Origin of the sequence: Paenibacillus sp. NRS-1782 (genome assembly GCF_050467685.1) — a bacterium.
GTDB classification, from domain to species: Bacteria; Bacillota; Bacilli; order Paenibacillales; family Paenibacillaceae; genus Paenibacillus; species Paenibacillus terrae_A.
Genome location: NZ_JBITPH010000013.1, coordinates 1 through 15935, shown reverse-complemented (window position 1 = coordinate 15935; position 15935 = coordinate 1). Strand labels below are relative to the sequence as shown.

At 45.5% G+C, this 15935-nt stretch carries 16 protein-coding genes; all 16 read right to left on the bottom strand.

Features of this window, described 5'->3' with window-relative positions; all coding sequences use genetic code 11:
* Positions 1–82 precede the first annotated feature (82 nt).
* Positions 83–649 carry a cysteine hydrolase family protein gene (locus ACIFQM_RS04985; RefSeq protein WP_430044373.1) on the bottom strand — a complete coding sequence of 189 codons (567 nt, stop codon included), beginning with the start codon at positions 647–649 and terminating at the stop codon, positions 83–85.
* A gap of 67 nt (positions 650–716) precedes the next feature.
* Positions 717–1505, bottom strand: coding sequence for an NUDIX domain-containing protein (locus ACIFQM_RS04980; protein ID WP_430044372.1), 789 nt, complete (start codon positions 1503–1505; stop codon positions 717–719).
* A gap of 65 nt (positions 1506–1570) precedes the next feature.
* On the bottom strand, positions 1571–1993 hold the full coding sequence (locus tag ACIFQM_RS04975; RefSeq protein WP_430044412.1) for a PaaI family thioesterase: 423 nt from the start codon (positions 1991–1993) through the stop codon (positions 1571–1573).
* Positions 1994–2116: 123 nt separating this feature from the next.
* Positions 2117–2569 (bottom strand): RicAFT regulatory complex protein RicA family protein, encoded by a 453-nt coding sequence (locus ACIFQM_RS04970; protein WP_044644809.1) that lies wholly within the window; start codon positions 2567–2569, stop codon positions 2117–2119.
* Between the two features lie 83 nt (positions 2570–2652).
* Positions 2653–4206 (bottom strand): tRNA (N6-isopentenyl adenosine(37)-C2)-methylthiotransferase MiaB, encoded by a 1554-nt coding sequence (gene miaB / locus ACIFQM_RS04965; RefSeq protein WP_430044370.1) that lies wholly within the window; start codon positions 4204–4206, stop codon positions 2653–2655.
* 295 nt (positions 4207–4501) lie between these two features.
* Positions 4502–5074 (bottom strand): phosphate propanoyltransferase, encoded by a 573-nt coding sequence (gene pduL, locus ACIFQM_RS04960; RefSeq protein ID WP_013309962.1) that lies wholly within the window; start codon positions 5072–5074, stop codon positions 4502–4504.
* Between the two features lie 111 nt (positions 5075–5185).
* A complete protein-coding gene (locus ACIFQM_RS04955; protein WP_430044368.1) occupies positions 5186–6289 on the bottom strand; it encodes a low temperature requirement protein A in 1104 nt (367 codons plus the stop codon).
* Positions 6290–6543: 254 nt separating this feature from the next.
* Positions 6544–7557, bottom strand: coding sequence for a dipeptidase (locus ACIFQM_RS04950; protein ID WP_430044366.1), 1014 nt, complete (start codon positions 7555–7557; stop codon positions 6544–6546).
* A gap of 126 nt (positions 7558–7683) precedes the next feature.
* The gene (locus ACIFQM_RS04945; protein WP_007430104.1) at positions 7684–7944 is read right to left on the bottom strand and encodes a stage V sporulation protein S; all 261 of its coding nucleotides are present in this window, start codon (positions 7942–7944) and stop codon (positions 7684–7686) included.
* Positions 7945–8074: 130 nt separating this feature from the next.
* Positions 8075–8869 (bottom strand): TIGR00282 family metallophosphoesterase, encoded by a 795-nt coding sequence (locus tag ACIFQM_RS04940; RefSeq protein WP_043922434.1) that lies wholly within the window; start codon positions 8867–8869, stop codon positions 8075–8077.
* Between the two features lie 76 nt (positions 8870–8945).
* Entirely contained in the window at positions 8946–10490 is a 1545-nt protein-coding gene (rny, locus tag ACIFQM_RS04935; protein ID WP_430044410.1) for a ribonuclease Y, read from the bottom strand.
* 377 nt (positions 10491–10867) lie between these two features.
* Positions 10868–11617 carry a regulatory protein RecX gene (locus tag ACIFQM_RS04930; protein WP_430044364.1) on the bottom strand — a complete coding sequence of 250 codons (750 nt, stop codon included), beginning with the start codon at positions 11615–11617 and terminating at the stop codon, positions 10868–10870.
* Positions 11618–11812: 195 nt separating this feature from the next.
* Positions 11813–12874: a recombinase RecA gene (gene recA, locus ACIFQM_RS04925; protein ID WP_430044408.1), complete on the bottom strand. Its 1062-nt coding sequence runs from the start codon at positions 12872–12874 to the stop codon at positions 11813–11815.
* A gap of 246 nt (positions 12875–13120) precedes the next feature.
* Entirely contained in the window at positions 13121–14389 is a 1269-nt protein-coding gene (locus tag ACIFQM_RS04920) for a competence/damage-inducible protein A (protein ID WP_430044362.1), read from the bottom strand.
* Between the two features lie 95 nt (positions 14390–14484).
* Positions 14485–15072 (bottom strand): CDP-diacylglycerol--glycerol-3-phosphate 3-phosphatidyltransferase, encoded by a 588-nt coding sequence (gene pgsA / locus ACIFQM_RS04915; RefSeq protein ID WP_430044360.1) that lies wholly within the window; start codon positions 15070–15072, stop codon positions 14485–14487.
* 208 nt (positions 15073–15280) lie between these two features.
* Positions 15281–15772, bottom strand: coding sequence for a YajQ family cyclic di-GMP-binding protein (locus tag ACIFQM_RS04910; RefSeq protein WP_430044357.1), 492 nt, complete (start codon positions 15770–15772; stop codon positions 15281–15283).
* Between the last annotated feature and the right edge of the window lie 163 nt (positions 15773–15935).

Below are 15935 nucleotides of genomic sequence, written 5' to 3'. Positions count from 1 at the left end.
GGCGTAACGCCTTGTCCATCCATATTCAGCAATATCCGACTCCATTCTGTTATCGGATATAGATACACAATCGTTAAGTAATTTACTTCTTCTGGCGTAAAATCGTATCCTCAGCCGACCAAACGGCGGCTCCGAGACTTCCCTGAAAATGACCCAAAGCCCAATCATGTCCAGCCTGATTAAAGCTCGCCACAGCGTCCTTGTACACCGTAATCGCAAATCCTTTGTTATAAGCGTCTACAGCCGTATGCAGTACACATATATCCGTACACACACCGATCAAATGAACTTCCGTAATACCACGTTCACGCAGCCTGAGCTCCAGATCCGTGCCAGCGAAGGCGCTGTATCGTGTTTTATCCATCCAATAGATGGAATCACTCTGTGTGGCATAGAGGTTATGGAGCTTGCCATACAAATCTCGTCCCCCGGTTTCACGAATATTATGTGGAGGAAACAGCTTGCTTTCCGGGTGATAAAGATCATCTTCTTCATGCAGGTCCACTGCCATTACGACAAATTCCCCTTGATCCACATACGCCTGCGTAATGGCTGCCATCCGTTCATCCAGTTCTATTGCTGGTGCTCCAACAGGTAGACTGCCATCCACAAAATCATTCGTGTAATCAATAACAATCAATGCCTTCATCGTTCAGTCAGCTCCTTCATCCTCAAATTGGGGAGTATGCATTCTTTACGTGACCTACTAACATACATTAGGTGTAGATAGACAATCGCGGCACCCTGTCACTAAAACGATAAAGCTGTGCCGGTCTCTGTGAATACTGGTTGGAGCTGAGCGGTTTGCCATTCTCGTCCCGTACCTCTTCCAATATTCCCTGTCTGCTACGAGTCGACGTTATTTTGCGAATAAAGTTCGGTTCTTCAAAATCCGGTACGACACTTTGAATGACCTGATACAGCTCGCCCAATGTAAAATGCTGAGGCAAAAACTGCTTGGCTATCGTCGTCTGGAGCATTTGCAACTGGATCTTCCGGTAGGCGTCCACAATAATGTCCCGATGGTCAAACGCCAGCTCTAATTCCTCCAGCGCTTCACGGATCGTGAACAGCCCAACCTCGGAAGCATCATCCGCCGCTTGCCGCTGCTCCAGCATCCATTCCTCTACCAGTGCAAAAAATGCATGCGATATAATCCACCCACGCGGATCGCGCCCAGGTCCACTATACACACCTAGATACTCCAGATGACCGCCATCCACGCCGGTTTCCTCTAACAGCTCGCGCTTGGCAGCTCCGTAAATGGATTCATCTTCCTGACAAAAGCCCCCAGGCAACGCCCAACGTCCAGCAAACGGCCAACTACGACGCTTGATAAGCATTACCTTCAGCTCACGGATTGGCAACGTCTTTGTCACCGTCTTGCGCTCCCGCTTGGTTAAGGTGAACATGACGATATCTGCTGGAGCACCATCGGGGGTGCGGTATTTCTTAATGTTATATGACGCTTTCTGCGTCTCTTCGTTTATACGTTCGTTATCCATTGGCATCACCACATTATATCATTTTGATAAATTCATTATGACATAATAAAAACTTTTGTCAAGAGTTAGGCATTACCCAATTGATCTGACTGTTTACGAAAGACTCGGAATGTCGCTGTAGCTATGCAGCCGAGTATCCCTTCACTATCCTTTACTTCCGCCTCAGTCGTTATGGTACGCCCCCCTTGATGGAGAATTCGTGCCTTAACCTCCAATCGCCCTTGTTTCATCGCAGACAGAAAATGAACGTTCAGATTCGTCGTCACACATAATTCCATATTGCGTGAAACCATACTAACCATCCCCATCGCCTGATCCATCAATGTTGTGAGTACGCCACCGTGAACAATACCCACCACGTTGGTATGCTGTGGTCCAGCTTGTAAAGCGATATGTACCTCTTTTGCATCAGCTTCGATCAATTCACAGCCCAAATACTCCCAAAATGTATTTACTTCACCCTCTACCAAACTACGCAAAATATCCATTCCCTTGTTTTCATCCTTTCTATGATACCCCATTTCCTCTTGAGGTCCGATACAATATGTTATGATTACAAGTTGCTCCTGAAAAAAAGGCGTGGAAGCTGAGCCTCCACACCATACATTATTCTAGTCACTGCAATTGGAGGAGGAAGTGCTTTTTCCCTCTTCCACATTCACCTTTTCGGCAACCGTATCACGAATCGCCATGATAACCATTTGCAGAAGCTCGTTAATTTCCACCTGACTTTGCTGAAACTCCGTTACAATCGGAATGCCGTCAAGTTCTTCCTGAAGCTCCTGAAGCTCAGCCTCTATTTTGGCAATCATGGTTTGATTCTTCAAGGATTCGAAGGCCACAATTTCCTTTTGCTTTTTCTTCATTGCTGCAATCAGTTGCTGGATGCGCTGATGATCACGGATTTTATCCTCTGCTTTACGAAATACCTGTACTTCCTCACTGTTGCCCAAAATACCCGCCAACTCTTGGGCTTTCGCCAATATCATATCGCGATTGACCAAATGATCATGCTGGCGCGCCGCCGGTTGATGCTCTGACTGTTGCAACCGCTCCTCTGTCACTGTCCATCGCTCCTTTTCTCACTTATACAGTCGTACATGCAATTCATATTTGATCCACATGCAAACCTTGCTGTGCTACTTTGTTAACCGTTGACCGCCACGGCAGTTTGAACCAAATCACCCTTGATGTAAAAGGTCATAGGCTCCGTAATTTTCACCTGCACAAAGGTCCCGATCAGATCCTTGGAGCCTTCAAAATGCACCAGCTTATTGGAACGGGTCCGACCGGCAAGCACTTCACTGTTATTTTTGCTCTCGCCTTCTACCAGCACTTCAACCACCTCGCCACGCAGTCTACCGTTAAAACGAAGGCTGTTTTGGTTCACCACATTGTTCAGACGCTGTAGACGCTCTTTTTTGACCGACATAGGAACATTGTCTTCCATGGACGCGGCTGGTGTACCTTCACGTGGCGAATAAATAAAGGTGTAGGCAAAGTCGTAGCCGACCTCGCGCACGAGAGAAATGGTATCTTCAAACTGTTCGTCCGTTTCGCCCGGAAAACCTACGATAATATCCGTTGTCAGCGAAGCATGCGGAACAGCCGCTTTGATCTTCGCCGCCAGCTCCAGAACGCGCTCACGTGTATATTTTCGGTTCATTTTCTTCAATATATCCGTATTGCCGGATTGAACAGGCAGATGGATATGCTCCACCAAATTGCCGCCCTTACCGAGCACTTCAACCAAATGGTCATCAAAATCACGCGGATGTGATGTTGTAAAACGTACACGTGGGATATTAATCTTACGCATATCGTCCATCAGATCCCCGAATCTGTAATTCATATCCTTTAAATCCTTGCCATAGGCGTTGACATTCTGACCCAGCAAAGTAATTTCCTTAAAGCCCTGACGTGCCAAATCCCGTACCTCAGCAATAACATCCTCGGGACGACGACTTCTTTCCTTACCGCGTGTGAATGGAACAATGCAATAGGTGCAAAATTTATCGCAGCCGTACATAATGTTCACCCAAGCCCGCATACCCTCACGCTTCTTAGGCAGGTTCTCGATAATGTCGCCTTCCTTGGACCACACCTCGACCACCATTTCTTTGCTGAAGAGTGCTTCCTTGACGAGCTGCGGCAGGCGGTGGATATTATGGGTACCAAAAATCATGTCGACAAAACCGTGCTTTTGCAAAATCCGGTTGACGACACTCTCTTCCTGCGACATACAACCACATACGCCGAGCAGCATACCTGGCTTCTCTGTTTTGAGATGCTTGAGGTGACCCAGCTCACCAAATACTTTGTCCTCCGCATTTTCACGGATCGCACATGTATTCAGCAAAATGATGTCCGCTTCCTTACGATCCTCTGTCGCCTGATAACCCATTTGCTCCAGCAATCCTTTAATCGTTTCGGAATCATGCTCGTTCATCTGGCAACCGAATGTGTACACGATGTAATGCTTTCCCTCACCGATATGCTTCAGCTCATCCGGAACTGCATTATCGTACAATACCTGTACATCCTCTTTACCGCGTTGCTTTTCTTTTCTATGATTCGGCTCCGCCATAATATTGATTTCACGTCCGCGAATGCGGATCTTCTTGCTATGCTCATCCTGAGAAATGATCTTTGCATCCGAGAAATCAAAATATTTGGAGTAATCTTTCGTTTCCTTGTCCATTCCTTTGGTCGCTCCTTACACCATCTATTTCACGCCAATTACGCTTTTACTGTATCTTTGCATATGGATAGATCTCTTTTAAGCCCGTAAAAACTCCTTTGAAAAACGCATTACACTAAATTATAGCATGATTTATAAGCCATCGCCATATATCCCCGTGAACGCATAATGGGTACGCTGAGAATCTAATGTCCATATTTTTATGGATGACCATTTTGAGAATCCTTAGTATGTAAAAAAGCCCGACTCTTTAGCAAGAATCAGACCCTTTGCCTTTCGGCATTATATACGTATATTAGTCTACGATTTCAGCGTTGTCACCGTTTTTCACGCCGGCTCCGTTCGCTTCATCTGTATCAATGTGCATATCCAAAGCAAAAGAATCGGACACACGCGCAAGAACATTTTCGAATACAAGACCACGTTCGCCGCCGACACGTACTTTAAGCAACTGCTTGTCCTTAATGTCCCATTTCGCTGCATCAGACGTATGGAAATGAATATGACGGGCAGCTACGATTACGCCCTCTTGCAGTTCCACTTCTCCAGCTGGTCCTTTTACTGTGATTCCTGGTGTTCCGTCAATGCTGCCAGATTCGCGTACAGGCGCTTTTACACCGATAGCAAAGGAATCTGTGCGAGAGATTTCAAGCTGGGAAGCCGGACGAGCTGGTCCCAAAATACGAACCTTATCAAATTGGCCCTTAGAACCAATTACGGCTACCGTTTCATTTGCAGCAAATTGTCCTGGCTGGGATAATGGTTTAAATTCCGTCAGTTGATATCCTGCTCCGAACAAAATTTCAATATGCTCTTGAGTCAGGTGAATATGGCGTGCGGAAACGCCGACAGGTACGATTTTACTCATCGTATGGTCACTCCTTTTCTCTATACAATACTTTACACATCTATGCTATTATACGCCTACTTTGCCAAGAAAGAAAAGGAAAGCGGGACAAAGTTCCGTTTTTCGCCCTATTCAGCCTTTAATATCGTGAACTGTCATTTTAGCGAACAGAATAAAGAACAGCATGATTTCAGCTACGATGAGATGAGAGGGAACAACAATAAATATGTTAAGAATAAACAAGACACAGAGGACCCCAGTTAAGAAAAAAATGACTCTAAGACTTGGTTTAAGATGACTTAATCTGTAGCGATGGAATACCAGCAAAACCGACAAAAAGTAAATAAGTACAGAAGCAAAGGTAAAGCAAAGTACAAAGATATAAGCTACTTGTCCCAAAAACAAGAGCTGTATCGAAGCTGCTAGCATGCTAAGTGAAAGATAAATAAACAAATGACCATACATAATCGTCTGCCCTGCTGTTTGTTTTGATTTATCTACGTGCTTCTCCATATTCTCAAAATATTGCCACCAGATTGCGATGACTAATACAAAAGCCAAGGCAGCAAATACAACGGAAGAGACTGTGAAATGATCAGATTGTAAAACAGAAAGCATACTGATTACCGATTCGCCAAGCAGGATTAAGGTGAATTGTGCAAAGCGCTCTAATAGATGCTCCGTATGGATAGGTGTGATCACCAATTTTTTACGACCCATCAAAGGAACCAGGATATCAACAGCAATGCCGACATATAAAATCAAATATCGAACCCAGGATTCAAAAAAGAGGGAGAAACTGGAGATGACTATTCCGATCCAAAAATAGGTACCGAAAAAACGAGCTGTTTCCTGTTTATGACCCGTTTCTTTGGGTGCCGATAGTAAATATTGAACGGCAGTCAAGCCTCTTAAACCAATATAGCCAACAAAAAAAGATACATAATACGCGTCAAAATCTATATTCAGGCTGGCGGTCATAATTAACACGAAAAACAATTGCAGGATCATAAAGATTCGATGCGTCATACTGTCTTGACCAAAACGGTTGTTGTAGACCGTTTGCCCCACCCAAGCCCACCATATCGGAATAAAAATCAAAATAAACTTTGCCAGATGCTCCAAAGAAATACTACCATGTTCAACGTGTAGTAAAACATGAGTGGCCTTGGAGACAGCGGCTACAAACAATAAGTCATAGAAGAGTTCAAGCCAGGTAACCTTTTTTATCAACATTATGTAATGGAGCTCCCCTCTGACAAGGCGGTACAGCATGGTGACTCGTCAGGCTCATCCCAAGGTATGTCATATTTCAGCAAGCGTTGTTTTAGCACCATGCAATACTAGGATGCTCCAATTATTTCGTAATATAACTCACATTGTCAAGGGTATTAAGCAACCAAATGTATATTACATATAGACAAATAATCCATTTTTATCTATATGTACTCTTGATTAAAGCTACTGAGGGTATTATGAAATTGATTCATTTAAGAAGGCATTTTGGAAGGCAGATTTGTTTGTAAATATTCCAGCGCATGTCCTCCCAGCCACCCCTTGACCAGCTCCTCAGAATAATGCTTCAGCAGCAGTTCTGCAAAACCCGGATATTTCCCCGGATGCTCCAGCCCTTGCACATGATACTCAATACCGTCAAAATCAGATCCGAACATCAAATGACGTTCGCCGCCTAGTGAACAAATATGTTCAATGTGTGGCAACAAATCCTCAGCGGTCACCGTACCCTGCTCTTTGAGAAACATTGTGACGAAAGTCAAACCAATCTGTCCGTTACGCGCGATCAACGCACGAATCTGTTCATCCCGAAGATTACGTGTGTGAGGACATACAGCGAAGGCGTTGGAGTGCGAAGCAATCGGCGGTTGAGCTGCCTCCTCCAGCACCTCCCAGAAGCCTTGTACAGACAAATGCGATACATCCAGTAGCAAACCTAATTCATTACAGCGCTTGACCAACTCATGCCCCTTGCGAGTCAGTCCGCCACCCCTCTGCTCCATAATGCCGTCAGCAGCCCAATTTGCATAATTCCACGTCAACCCGATCAATCGGATTCCCAAGGCATAGCACAGTTCAGCATAAAACGGATTTCCTTCCAGCGCTTCCACTCCCTCCAGCGATAGCAGAGCCCACGGTGATCCTTGATGTTGTTTTATTTCATTTCCTTCCGGATGTCCCACTGATGTATCCTTACGTTCTTCCAAGTCTTCCCTCCACAATAGCGGCTTCAACCCGACAGATGGGGATATTATATGCTGTCTGAACAGTTCAACCTGACGAATTATATGCTCAAATCTTGGCGTACCCAGCACCTGGGAAATATATATAGCGAATGTCTGCAAGTTCACATGGCCTTCTAACAAACGCTCTCTTGTAACATCAAGCGAGGGATGACTGAAATCCACCTGCGGGTTAAGCTGCATCTTACACAACACATCACAATGCAAATCGGCAACCGACCATTTCGTGTGTGGTTTACTGTTCATGCATCTTACCTCCATTCATAGATTACAGCGTGATGAAGTTATCTTACAATCTATGTAATAAAGGGCGACTTCCATGCAAAAAAGCCCGTTTACACCATCGTAAACAGGCTCAACAACTAACATTTATTATCTTGGCTCTACAATCAGCTTGATTGCAGTCCGGTCTTCTCCGTCAATAACAATATCCGTAAAAGCAGGAATACAAATCAAATCCACTCCGCTTGGTGCGACAAATCCCCGGGCAATGGCTACAGCTTTAATGGCTTGGTTCAGTGCACCCGCTCCAATCGCCTGCAATTCGGCATTTCCGCGTTCACGCAGTACTCCTGCGAGTGCGCCTGCAACTGAATTAGGATTGGATTTTGCTGATACTTTTAATACATCCATAGTAAGTACCTCCCCTGGGAATGATGATGGTTTGATTCCACTATTAGATGTTATTCGAGGGTCAGCAAAAAATTCCTGCTTTTTGGTGACAGTTTTTCTTATTCTTTCCTTAAGCAGTTTTCAAAAAAGGTTAATCCATCCGCCATTCATCTTCTTTGAGTCTAATTTTCTGAATTTTACGTGCCATACCGTCGTTGTCATTCAACTCTACGCTAACTGCGTGAAAATGCCATTTTCCGTTGTCCGGTTGAAAACGTACCGGAAGCTGAGTCTGAAACTTCTGCAACACGGCGTCTCTCTGCATGCCAAGTACTCCTTCATAGGGACCTACCATGCCTACATCTGTCTGGTACGCAGTTCCTTGCGGTAAAATCGTATCATCGTTGCTCTGCACATGGGTGTGTGTACCAACAACAATTGAAGCACGGCCATCTAGATGCCAACCCATAGCGATTTTTTCCGACGTCGCTTCCGCATGAAAATCAACCAAAATGTGCTTATGCTTCTTGCGCAATTCATCTACGATCTCATCTGCTGCGCGGAACGGGCAATCAATGGGTGGCAGAAAGGTTCTGCCCTGCAAGTTAACGATCGCCAGCTCCTTGCCTCCACCTTTCACCACGGTGTAGCCTCGCCCCGGCGTTCCTGGCGGAAAGTTTGCCGGACGTATGATACGCGGCTCATCATCTATAAAATCAAATATATCCTTATTGTCCCATGTATGATTACCCATAGTAATACCATGTACGCCCCAATCAAAAAATTCTCTCGCGATGGCTGGAGTAATACCTCTTCCTGAAGCTGAATTTTCCCCGTTCACGATAATGATATGCGGGTTGTATTTTGATTTTAGCGAAGGGAGATTTTCCCTTAATGCCTTTCTGCCTACACTACCGAAAATATCTCCAATAAATAGTACGTTGATAGAAAACCCTCCCTGGTATGCCTTACATAATGAAAAGTGGCCCTACAAACAGCGGCCACTTTTCGTTAAATTGCTTTTATTTTGCGTATTCTACCGCGCGGGTCTCGCGAATGACGGTAACCTTGATATGCCCTGGGTAATCCAGTTCATTTTCAATCGTTTTCGTTATATCACGAGCCAGTCGGAATGCTTCCGCATCATCAATTTTCTCTGGCTGCACCATGACGCGAACTTCGCGTCCAGCTTGAATGGCGTACGATTTTTCCACGCCTTCAAAAGACTCGGAAATGCGTTCCAGCTTCTCAAGACGACGGATGTACGTCTCCAGTGTTTCACGCCGCGCTCCCGGTCTTGCTGCCGACAGGGCATCTGCCGCCCCAACCAGCATAGCAATCACTGAAGTCGCTTCGCAGTCGCCGTGATGTGAAGCAATACTGTTGATGACGACCGGGTGTTCCTTGTACTTCTTCGCCAGTTCCACGCCAATTTCAACGTGTGATCCTTCCACTTCGTGATCCAGCGCCTTCCCGATGTCATGCAGCAACCCTGCTCGTCTTGCCAGTGTAATGTCCTCGCCCAGTTCTCCGGCCATCAGACCTGTCAAGTATGCAACTTCCATCGAGTGCTTCAATACGTTCTGTCCGTAGCTTGTACGGAACTTGAGACGTCCCAGGATCTTGATTAAATCCGGATGCAGGCTATGCACACCCACCTCGAAGGTGGCCTGTTCGCCATACTCGCGGATTCGTTCATCCACTTCTTTACGAGATTTTTCCACCATTTCTTCAATACGAGCCGGATGTATCCGTCCGTCCGCTACGAGCTTCTCAAGCGCAGTACGCGCAATCTCTCTGCGAATCGGATCAAATCCGGACAAAATAACTGCTTCCGGCGTATCATCAATAATGAGGTCAATTCCCGTAAGGGTTTCAAGCGCACGGATATTACGGCCTTCACGTCCGATAATCCGGCCTTTCATTTCTTCGTTCGGCAACGTGACCACGGAAACCGTCGTTTCCGCCACATGGTCCGCCGCACAGCGTTGGATGGCCAGTGTGATGATTTCACGAGACTTTTTGTCCGCTTCCTCTTTGGCCTGTTGCTCAATTTCCTTAATCATCTGAGCGGTTTCATGACGAACTTCCTGTTCTACGTTGGACAGAATAATACCTCTCGCATCTTCCGTCGTCAGATTGGAAATACGCTCCAGCTCAGTTACCTGACTCTTGTAAATCAAATCAATCTGCTGCTGGGTTTCATCGATTCGTTTCTCTTTGTTGGCCACTTGTTCTTCTTTACGTTCCAGCGATTCCAATTTTTTATCCAGCGATTCTTCTTTTTGCAGCAATCTTCGTTCCTGTCGTTGAATTTCATTCCGACGCTCACGAGTTTCTTTTTCAGCTTCGGCACGGATGCGGTGAATTTCATCTTTCGCTTCCAATACCGTTTCCTTCTTCAGTGCTTCTGCCTCTTTTTTCGCGTTCTCCACGATTTGCGCGGCAGCTTCTTCCGCACTGGAGATTTTAGCTTCTGCAATAGATTTGCGAATAAAATAACCAATCCCGAACCCAAAGAATAACGCGGCTACAGCAACGAGAACGAACCAGATCGCAGTCATCATCATACTGTTCACCTCCTCGTTGGTTCCTCCAAGGCATTCCTTGGGACTTTTTGCAATTGTCACATTAGCTTTGATCGTCAAACTAAGATAACGGCATGCGGCCGTTTCATTTCATATGCACATGCTTTCACATGTACAATTCCGCTTGGCATAGCGGCATCACTTGTTATTTGGCGATGAGAACGTACCCGTGGACTCCACTTTTTTGGAAGGAAAAAGGGTGTTCCACAAGCATCGTTTCATATATATTTTATTATTTGACAAATGGCATTGTCAAGGGAATGCAAACTTTAGTAGATTACCATGTGGCTTTCCATGTGATAACCAGCTTATCCTATTCGCTTATTCCAGCTAATGGATGCCCGGCTGTTTAACAGCTATTCATCCCACAGCGATAATTCCTCGTCATCGGAAGCCCCGTCTTGCTCGGCCATCGTAAGATGATTGACTACGCGGCGTGTCATTTCCCCCGAATATCCGCGTCTCATGAGAAAGGGGTACGTTTTCCGTTTCTTCTCCATTATATCTCCACGCACCTGATTCCATTTTTTGCGTCCGACTATCAAAGCGCTCTCCCATTCCTCTTGATCGCTGACCTCACCTAAAGCTTCCCCGATAGAGGCTTTAGAGATGCCCTTTTGACGCAGTTCCTGTCTTACCCACATCTTCCCCTTCCGCTGGCTCGTTACGCGCTGCCTTGCCCACTGACGAGCGTACAGATCGTCATCCACAAGTTGCTCCCGCTCCAAACGGTTCAATACTTCATCAATAACAGCTTGACCCATTTCCTTTTGCGTCAAACGCTGCTCAATCTCCTTACGTGTACGTGGCTTTCGTCCCAAATAACGAAGCGCGTGCACGTATGCCTGTTGCTTTTCGTCCGCCAGAACGATTTCTTCCAGTTCCTTTTTGACGAAAGTCGTCCCTTTGAACATATTGTACTTGATCATTACATCTTCCAGTACAGACAATGAATACAGGCCAAAATGAATCGTGTATCTTCCGCGTTTCCTCCCCTGCCCCTGTTCCACCCTCGTAACCATCAATTCCTCATGATCAGGAAAAAGGGAAATTCCTTGCTGCTCATTTTCCTTCGAAGTGTGTTCACCTTCAGCTTCCAATTGCAATGTGTTTCCCCCACTTTGATATACACGAAAGCAAGCTGAGAACGCCCGCCACGCTAAAGTAAAATGTAGCTGACACCGCAGGCCACATTCGATGCAAAAATGCCCTGCACAACTGTGCAGGGCATCAGAATCATGCTATTCAAACGGCTGTGTCATACCCCTGGCTCCAGTTCACAAACCAGGATTCACCAAGATTTACTCGAGCTCCAGCAATTCCTGTTCTTCCTTGGCTTGCTGTGCCAATTCTTCTTCTGTCGGCGGAGCTACCGTCGCAATCAAATTGCTGGCCACCCGAATTTTTTGTTCGATCGTACTAGCAATGTTCGGATTTTCCTTCAAAAATTGCTTCGCATTTTCACGTCCCTGACCTAGTCGTTCACCTTCATAGGAATACCAGGCTCCGCTCTTATCGACAATGTCATACTCCGTACCAATGTCGATCAAACTGCCTTCCTTGGAGATACCTTCACCGTACATAATATCCACTTCCGCCTGACGGAAAGGAGGTGCGACTTTGTTCTTCACCACTTTAATACGTGTGCGGTTACCTACAATGTCATTACCACTTTTCAAGCTTTCAATGCGGCGAACATCCAAACGAACTGTAGAATAAAATTTCAGAGCTCGTCCACCTGGTGTCGTCTCAGGGTTACCAAACATAACACCTATTTTTTCACGTAATTGGTTAATAAAGATAGCAATGGTATTCGACTTGTTAATAGCACCGGACAGCTTACGCAATGCCTGCGACATTAAACGGGCTTGAAGACCAACATGGGAATCTCCCATTTCACCTTCAATCTCCGCTTTTGGCACAAGTGCCGCTACAGAGTCAACAACAACAATGTCTACCGCTCCACTACGTACAAGCGCTTCGGCAATCTCAAGTGCTTGCTCTCCTGTATCTGGCTGCGATAGCAACAACTCATCAATATTGACACCCAACTTGCTAGCATACGACGGATCAAGCGCATGCTCGGCGTCGATAAAAGCGGCTTGTCCGCCTGCTTTTTGTACCTCTGCTATAGCGTGAAGAGCTACTGTTGTTTTACCAGATGATTCTGGTCCATATACTTCAATAATTCGGCCTCTCGGGAAGCCACCCGTTCCTAACGCAATATCCAAAGCAATCGAACCACTGGGAATTGTTTCCACTTGCATGTGGGTGGACTCACCCAACTTCATAATGGAACCTTTACCGAATTGCTTTTCTATTTGACGGAGCGCCATATCCAGCGCAGCACGACGATCTGACAATAAACTCACATCCTTCGTTGTTTGTACTTTAATAATACCTTGTTTTGACACGCTTGCCAAGCATTTTTTCGAACATACATTCGTTTTTTTGTTTACGCAGTTCTCTTCTATACTTCCATCTGTCTCTTAAATCAAAAAAGAACCGCAGGCAAAAAGGCTTTTGCAACGGTTCTTCCGATAGTATGATTATATCATTAATCGTTTACCTAAAACAACTCTATGAAAACTCGTGTCGGATACAGATCATTAAGAGAGCTTCTCATTTTCCACCAGTCTGCGCCATAATCTGTACAGGATTGCTTTAACAGACCGCAGACGAATCGTTTCACGGTTCCCACTCAGCTTCAGCTCGTATACCTCAGTCTCCTTATCACGCTCAGCAATACCGATATAAACCAGACCAACCGGCTTCTGCTCAGAATATCCGGGTCCAGCTACACCTGTAACCGAGAGTCCGAAATCAGTGTTCATGACCAATCTTGCCTGTTCAGAAAGCACAAGGGCTACTTCCTCGCTTACTGCGCCGGGCGCATTGTCCCCCTCCAAATAATCATGAGGCACGTTGAGCAGCTTTTTCTTCAATTCATTGGAATAACACACGATACCGCCCTGAAACATAACTGAGCTGCCCGGAACGGAAGTGATGTGCTCCATCAGCATTCCACCTGTGCAGCTTTCTGCCGCGCTGACAGTCAGTCCGCGATTGGACATCAAATCCACAATAACCTTCTCCAGCGTGACGTCCTCGCTCGCATACATGTATTCCGAAAGGCGCCGCTGAATTTCTGCTTCTGTAGCCCCTAGCTTGACCAATGCCTCGCTCTCGTTGGCCGCCTTGGTGGATATACGGATTGTGACCTCTCCCTCCTTGGCATAAGGAGCAATGGTCGGGTCTGTCTGTGATTTGATCAGATCCAATAAGCGGGTTTCGAGAGCTGACTCGCCGATTCCTGCAAACTTTAGCATTTTCGAATAAATCGGCAGTTCCTCACCACTCAGTGCTTGCTGGAGCAACCAAGGTTTCGCCTGATTCTTAAACATCGGTTTGAGTTCCTTCGGCGGTCCAGGCAAAACCACATAATATTTACCATCCTGTGCAATCGCATCGCCAACAGCCAGACCTGTCTCATTTTCAAGAGGGGTAGCCCCTTCAATGGAAAGCGCCTGACGCCGATTATTTTCGGTCATTTCCACCCCGCGATTACGGAAAAACTGTTCCAGCTTATCCATAGCGAGACGGTCTATATGCAATTTACGCCCCAGCACAGCGGCGATTGCATCTTTCGTCAAATCATCCTGAGTCGGTCCCAAACCGCCCGAGAACAAAATAATATCCGCACGCTTCTGAGCCAGACGCACCGCTTCCTGAAGTCGATCCATGTTATCGCCAACAACCGTCTGAAAATATACATCAATCCCAATCGTAGCCAACTCTTGCGACAAATATTGGGCATTTGTGTTCACAATTTGTCCGAGCAATAATTCAGTTCCTACTGCGATGATTTCAGCTTTCATCGTTTCTGCCTCCTGTAGAGCGAATGTTGTGGGAATTATGCAAAGAAACAGCAATAAGCAAACTCCCTATCGCTGTTCCCATGAAACTTATCCTATTAGACCTTGGAGGAGCGGAGTAAATGACTGTTCTTTACAAAATAGTCAATTCCCGAGTAAATAGTAATAAACGCAGCCGCCCATATCGTTATTAAATCAAACGGAATACCCAGAAAGACAAACGGAAAATTATTAATGAGCAACGCTACAATGGCAACAATCTGGATAATGGTCTTTAATTTGCCCCAGTTGCTTGCAGCGACCACAGAGCCATCCAATAAAGCAATTTGACGCAGACCAGTAACCGCAAACTCACGGCTAACAATGACAACAACAATCCACGAATCAATCTTGCCCATTTCCACCAAAGAAACCAAAATAGCAGTTACCAGAAGCTTATCCGCAAGAGGGTCCAGTAATTTCCCCAAGTTGGTGACCATGTTATTTTTACGGGCCAAGTATCCGTCAAGACCATCCGTGCTGGCGGCTACGAGGAAAATGATAGCCGCCATCAACTGATTATACGGCAGCTCGAAAGCTCCGATCTCAATCGGCGGCGGATAGAAACCAAAATCCACCAGCAAGGCCAGCATCATCACCGGGATGAGGCAAATCCGCGTTATTGTAATTCTGTTGGGTAAATTCACAACACACTCTCCCCTGATTATCGTACTTGATTAAAAATGGCAGTTTTCGGATTGAATTCAATCCTATGTAAATCGTTTTGACTACCGCTATACACCTGATCATCTGCATTTTCGTTACAAGTATAATATGGTGCAAAACGCATGTCAAAATAACCTGCCGCGCATCAAGCATCATTTATTCTTACAATATGCATGAGGGAAAACGGCTTTATTTCATATTCGTAAATTGAAGTTCCAATGGTAAATCAGCTTTGCGCAATAACTGAATGACTGCTTGTAAATCATCCTTGTTTTTTCCGGTCACGCGGATCTGATCGCCTTGAATCTGACTTTTCACTTTCAGCTTGGAGTCCCGGATAAGAATGTTAATTTTTTTGGCATTATCCTGATCAATCCCCTGCTTGAGTGTAAGACGCTGGCGTACTGAACCCAAAGAAGCTGGCTCCAGCTTCCCGTACTCCACGTTTTTAAGGGATATACCGCGCTTGGCCATTTTAGATTGCAAAATATCAATTACCGCATTGAGCTTGTATTCGTCTTCCGATGCAATTGTAAGTGCTTCCTTTTCAAGCTTAAGGCTGCTTTTGCTCCCCTTAAAATCAAATCTTGTTTCAATTTCACGCTCCGTCTGATGAACCGCATTGGTCAATTCCTGCATATCCATTTTGGAGACGATATCAAATGAATTTTCTGAAGCCATCGTTTCACTTTCCTTTCCACAACAAAGTTCAATAACTAATTATAGGCTAGTCATTTACAAAAATCCAATAATCCTATCACTAAAAAGACGCCCTTGCCATTTAATGACAAAAACGCCTTTATTTTATTCCACGGTCAACATATCTATATAAGTTGAACTAAAG

What these genes read in the sequence shown, in the direction of transcription:
- ACIFQM_RS04975 (WP_430044412.1), bottom strand. Translation starts at nt 1,993, where the DNA reads ATGGATATTTTGCGTAGTTTGGTAGAGGGTGAAGTAAATACATTTTGG.
- ACIFQM_RS04955 (WP_430044368.1), bottom strand. Translation starts at nt 6,289, where the DNA reads ATGTTGATAAAAAAGGTTACCTGGCTTGAACTCTTCTATGACTTATTG.
- miaB (WP_430044370.1), bottom strand. Translation starts at nt 4,206, where the DNA reads ATGGACAAGGAAACGAAAGATTACTCCAAATATTTTGATTTCTCGGAT.
- ACIFQM_RS04985 (WP_430044373.1), bottom strand. Translation starts at nt 649, where the DNA reads ATGAAGGCATTGATTGTTATTGATTACACGAATGATTTTGTGGATGGC.
- pduL (WP_013309962.1), bottom strand. Translation starts at nt 5,074, where the DNA reads ATGAGTAAAATCGTACCTGTCGGCGTTTCCGCACGCCATATTCACCTG.
- ACIFQM_RS04945 (WP_007430104.1), bottom strand. Translation starts at nt 7,944, where the DNA reads ATGGATGTATTAAAAGTATCAGCAAAATCCAATCCTAATTCAGTTGCA.
- ACIFQM_RS04910 (WP_430044357.1), bottom strand. Translation starts at nt 15,772, where the DNA reads ATGGCTTCAGAAAATTCATTTGATATCGTCTCCAAAATGGATATGCAG.
- ACIFQM_RS04920 (WP_430044362.1), bottom strand. Translation starts at nt 14,389, where the DNA reads ATGAAAGCTGAAATCATCGCAGTAGGAACTGAATTATTGCTCGGACAA.
- ACIFQM_RS04980 (WP_430044372.1), bottom strand. Translation starts at nt 1,505, where the DNA reads ATGGATAACGAACGTATAAACGAAGAGACGCAGAAAGCGTCATATAAC.
- rny (WP_430044410.1), bottom strand. Translation starts at nt 10,490, where the DNA reads ATGATGACTGCGATCTGGTTCGTTCTCGTTGCTGTAGCCGCGTTATTC.
- ACIFQM_RS04950 (WP_430044366.1), bottom strand. Translation starts at nt 7,557, where the DNA reads ATGAACAGTAAACCACACACGAAATGGTCGGTTGCCGATTTGCATTGT.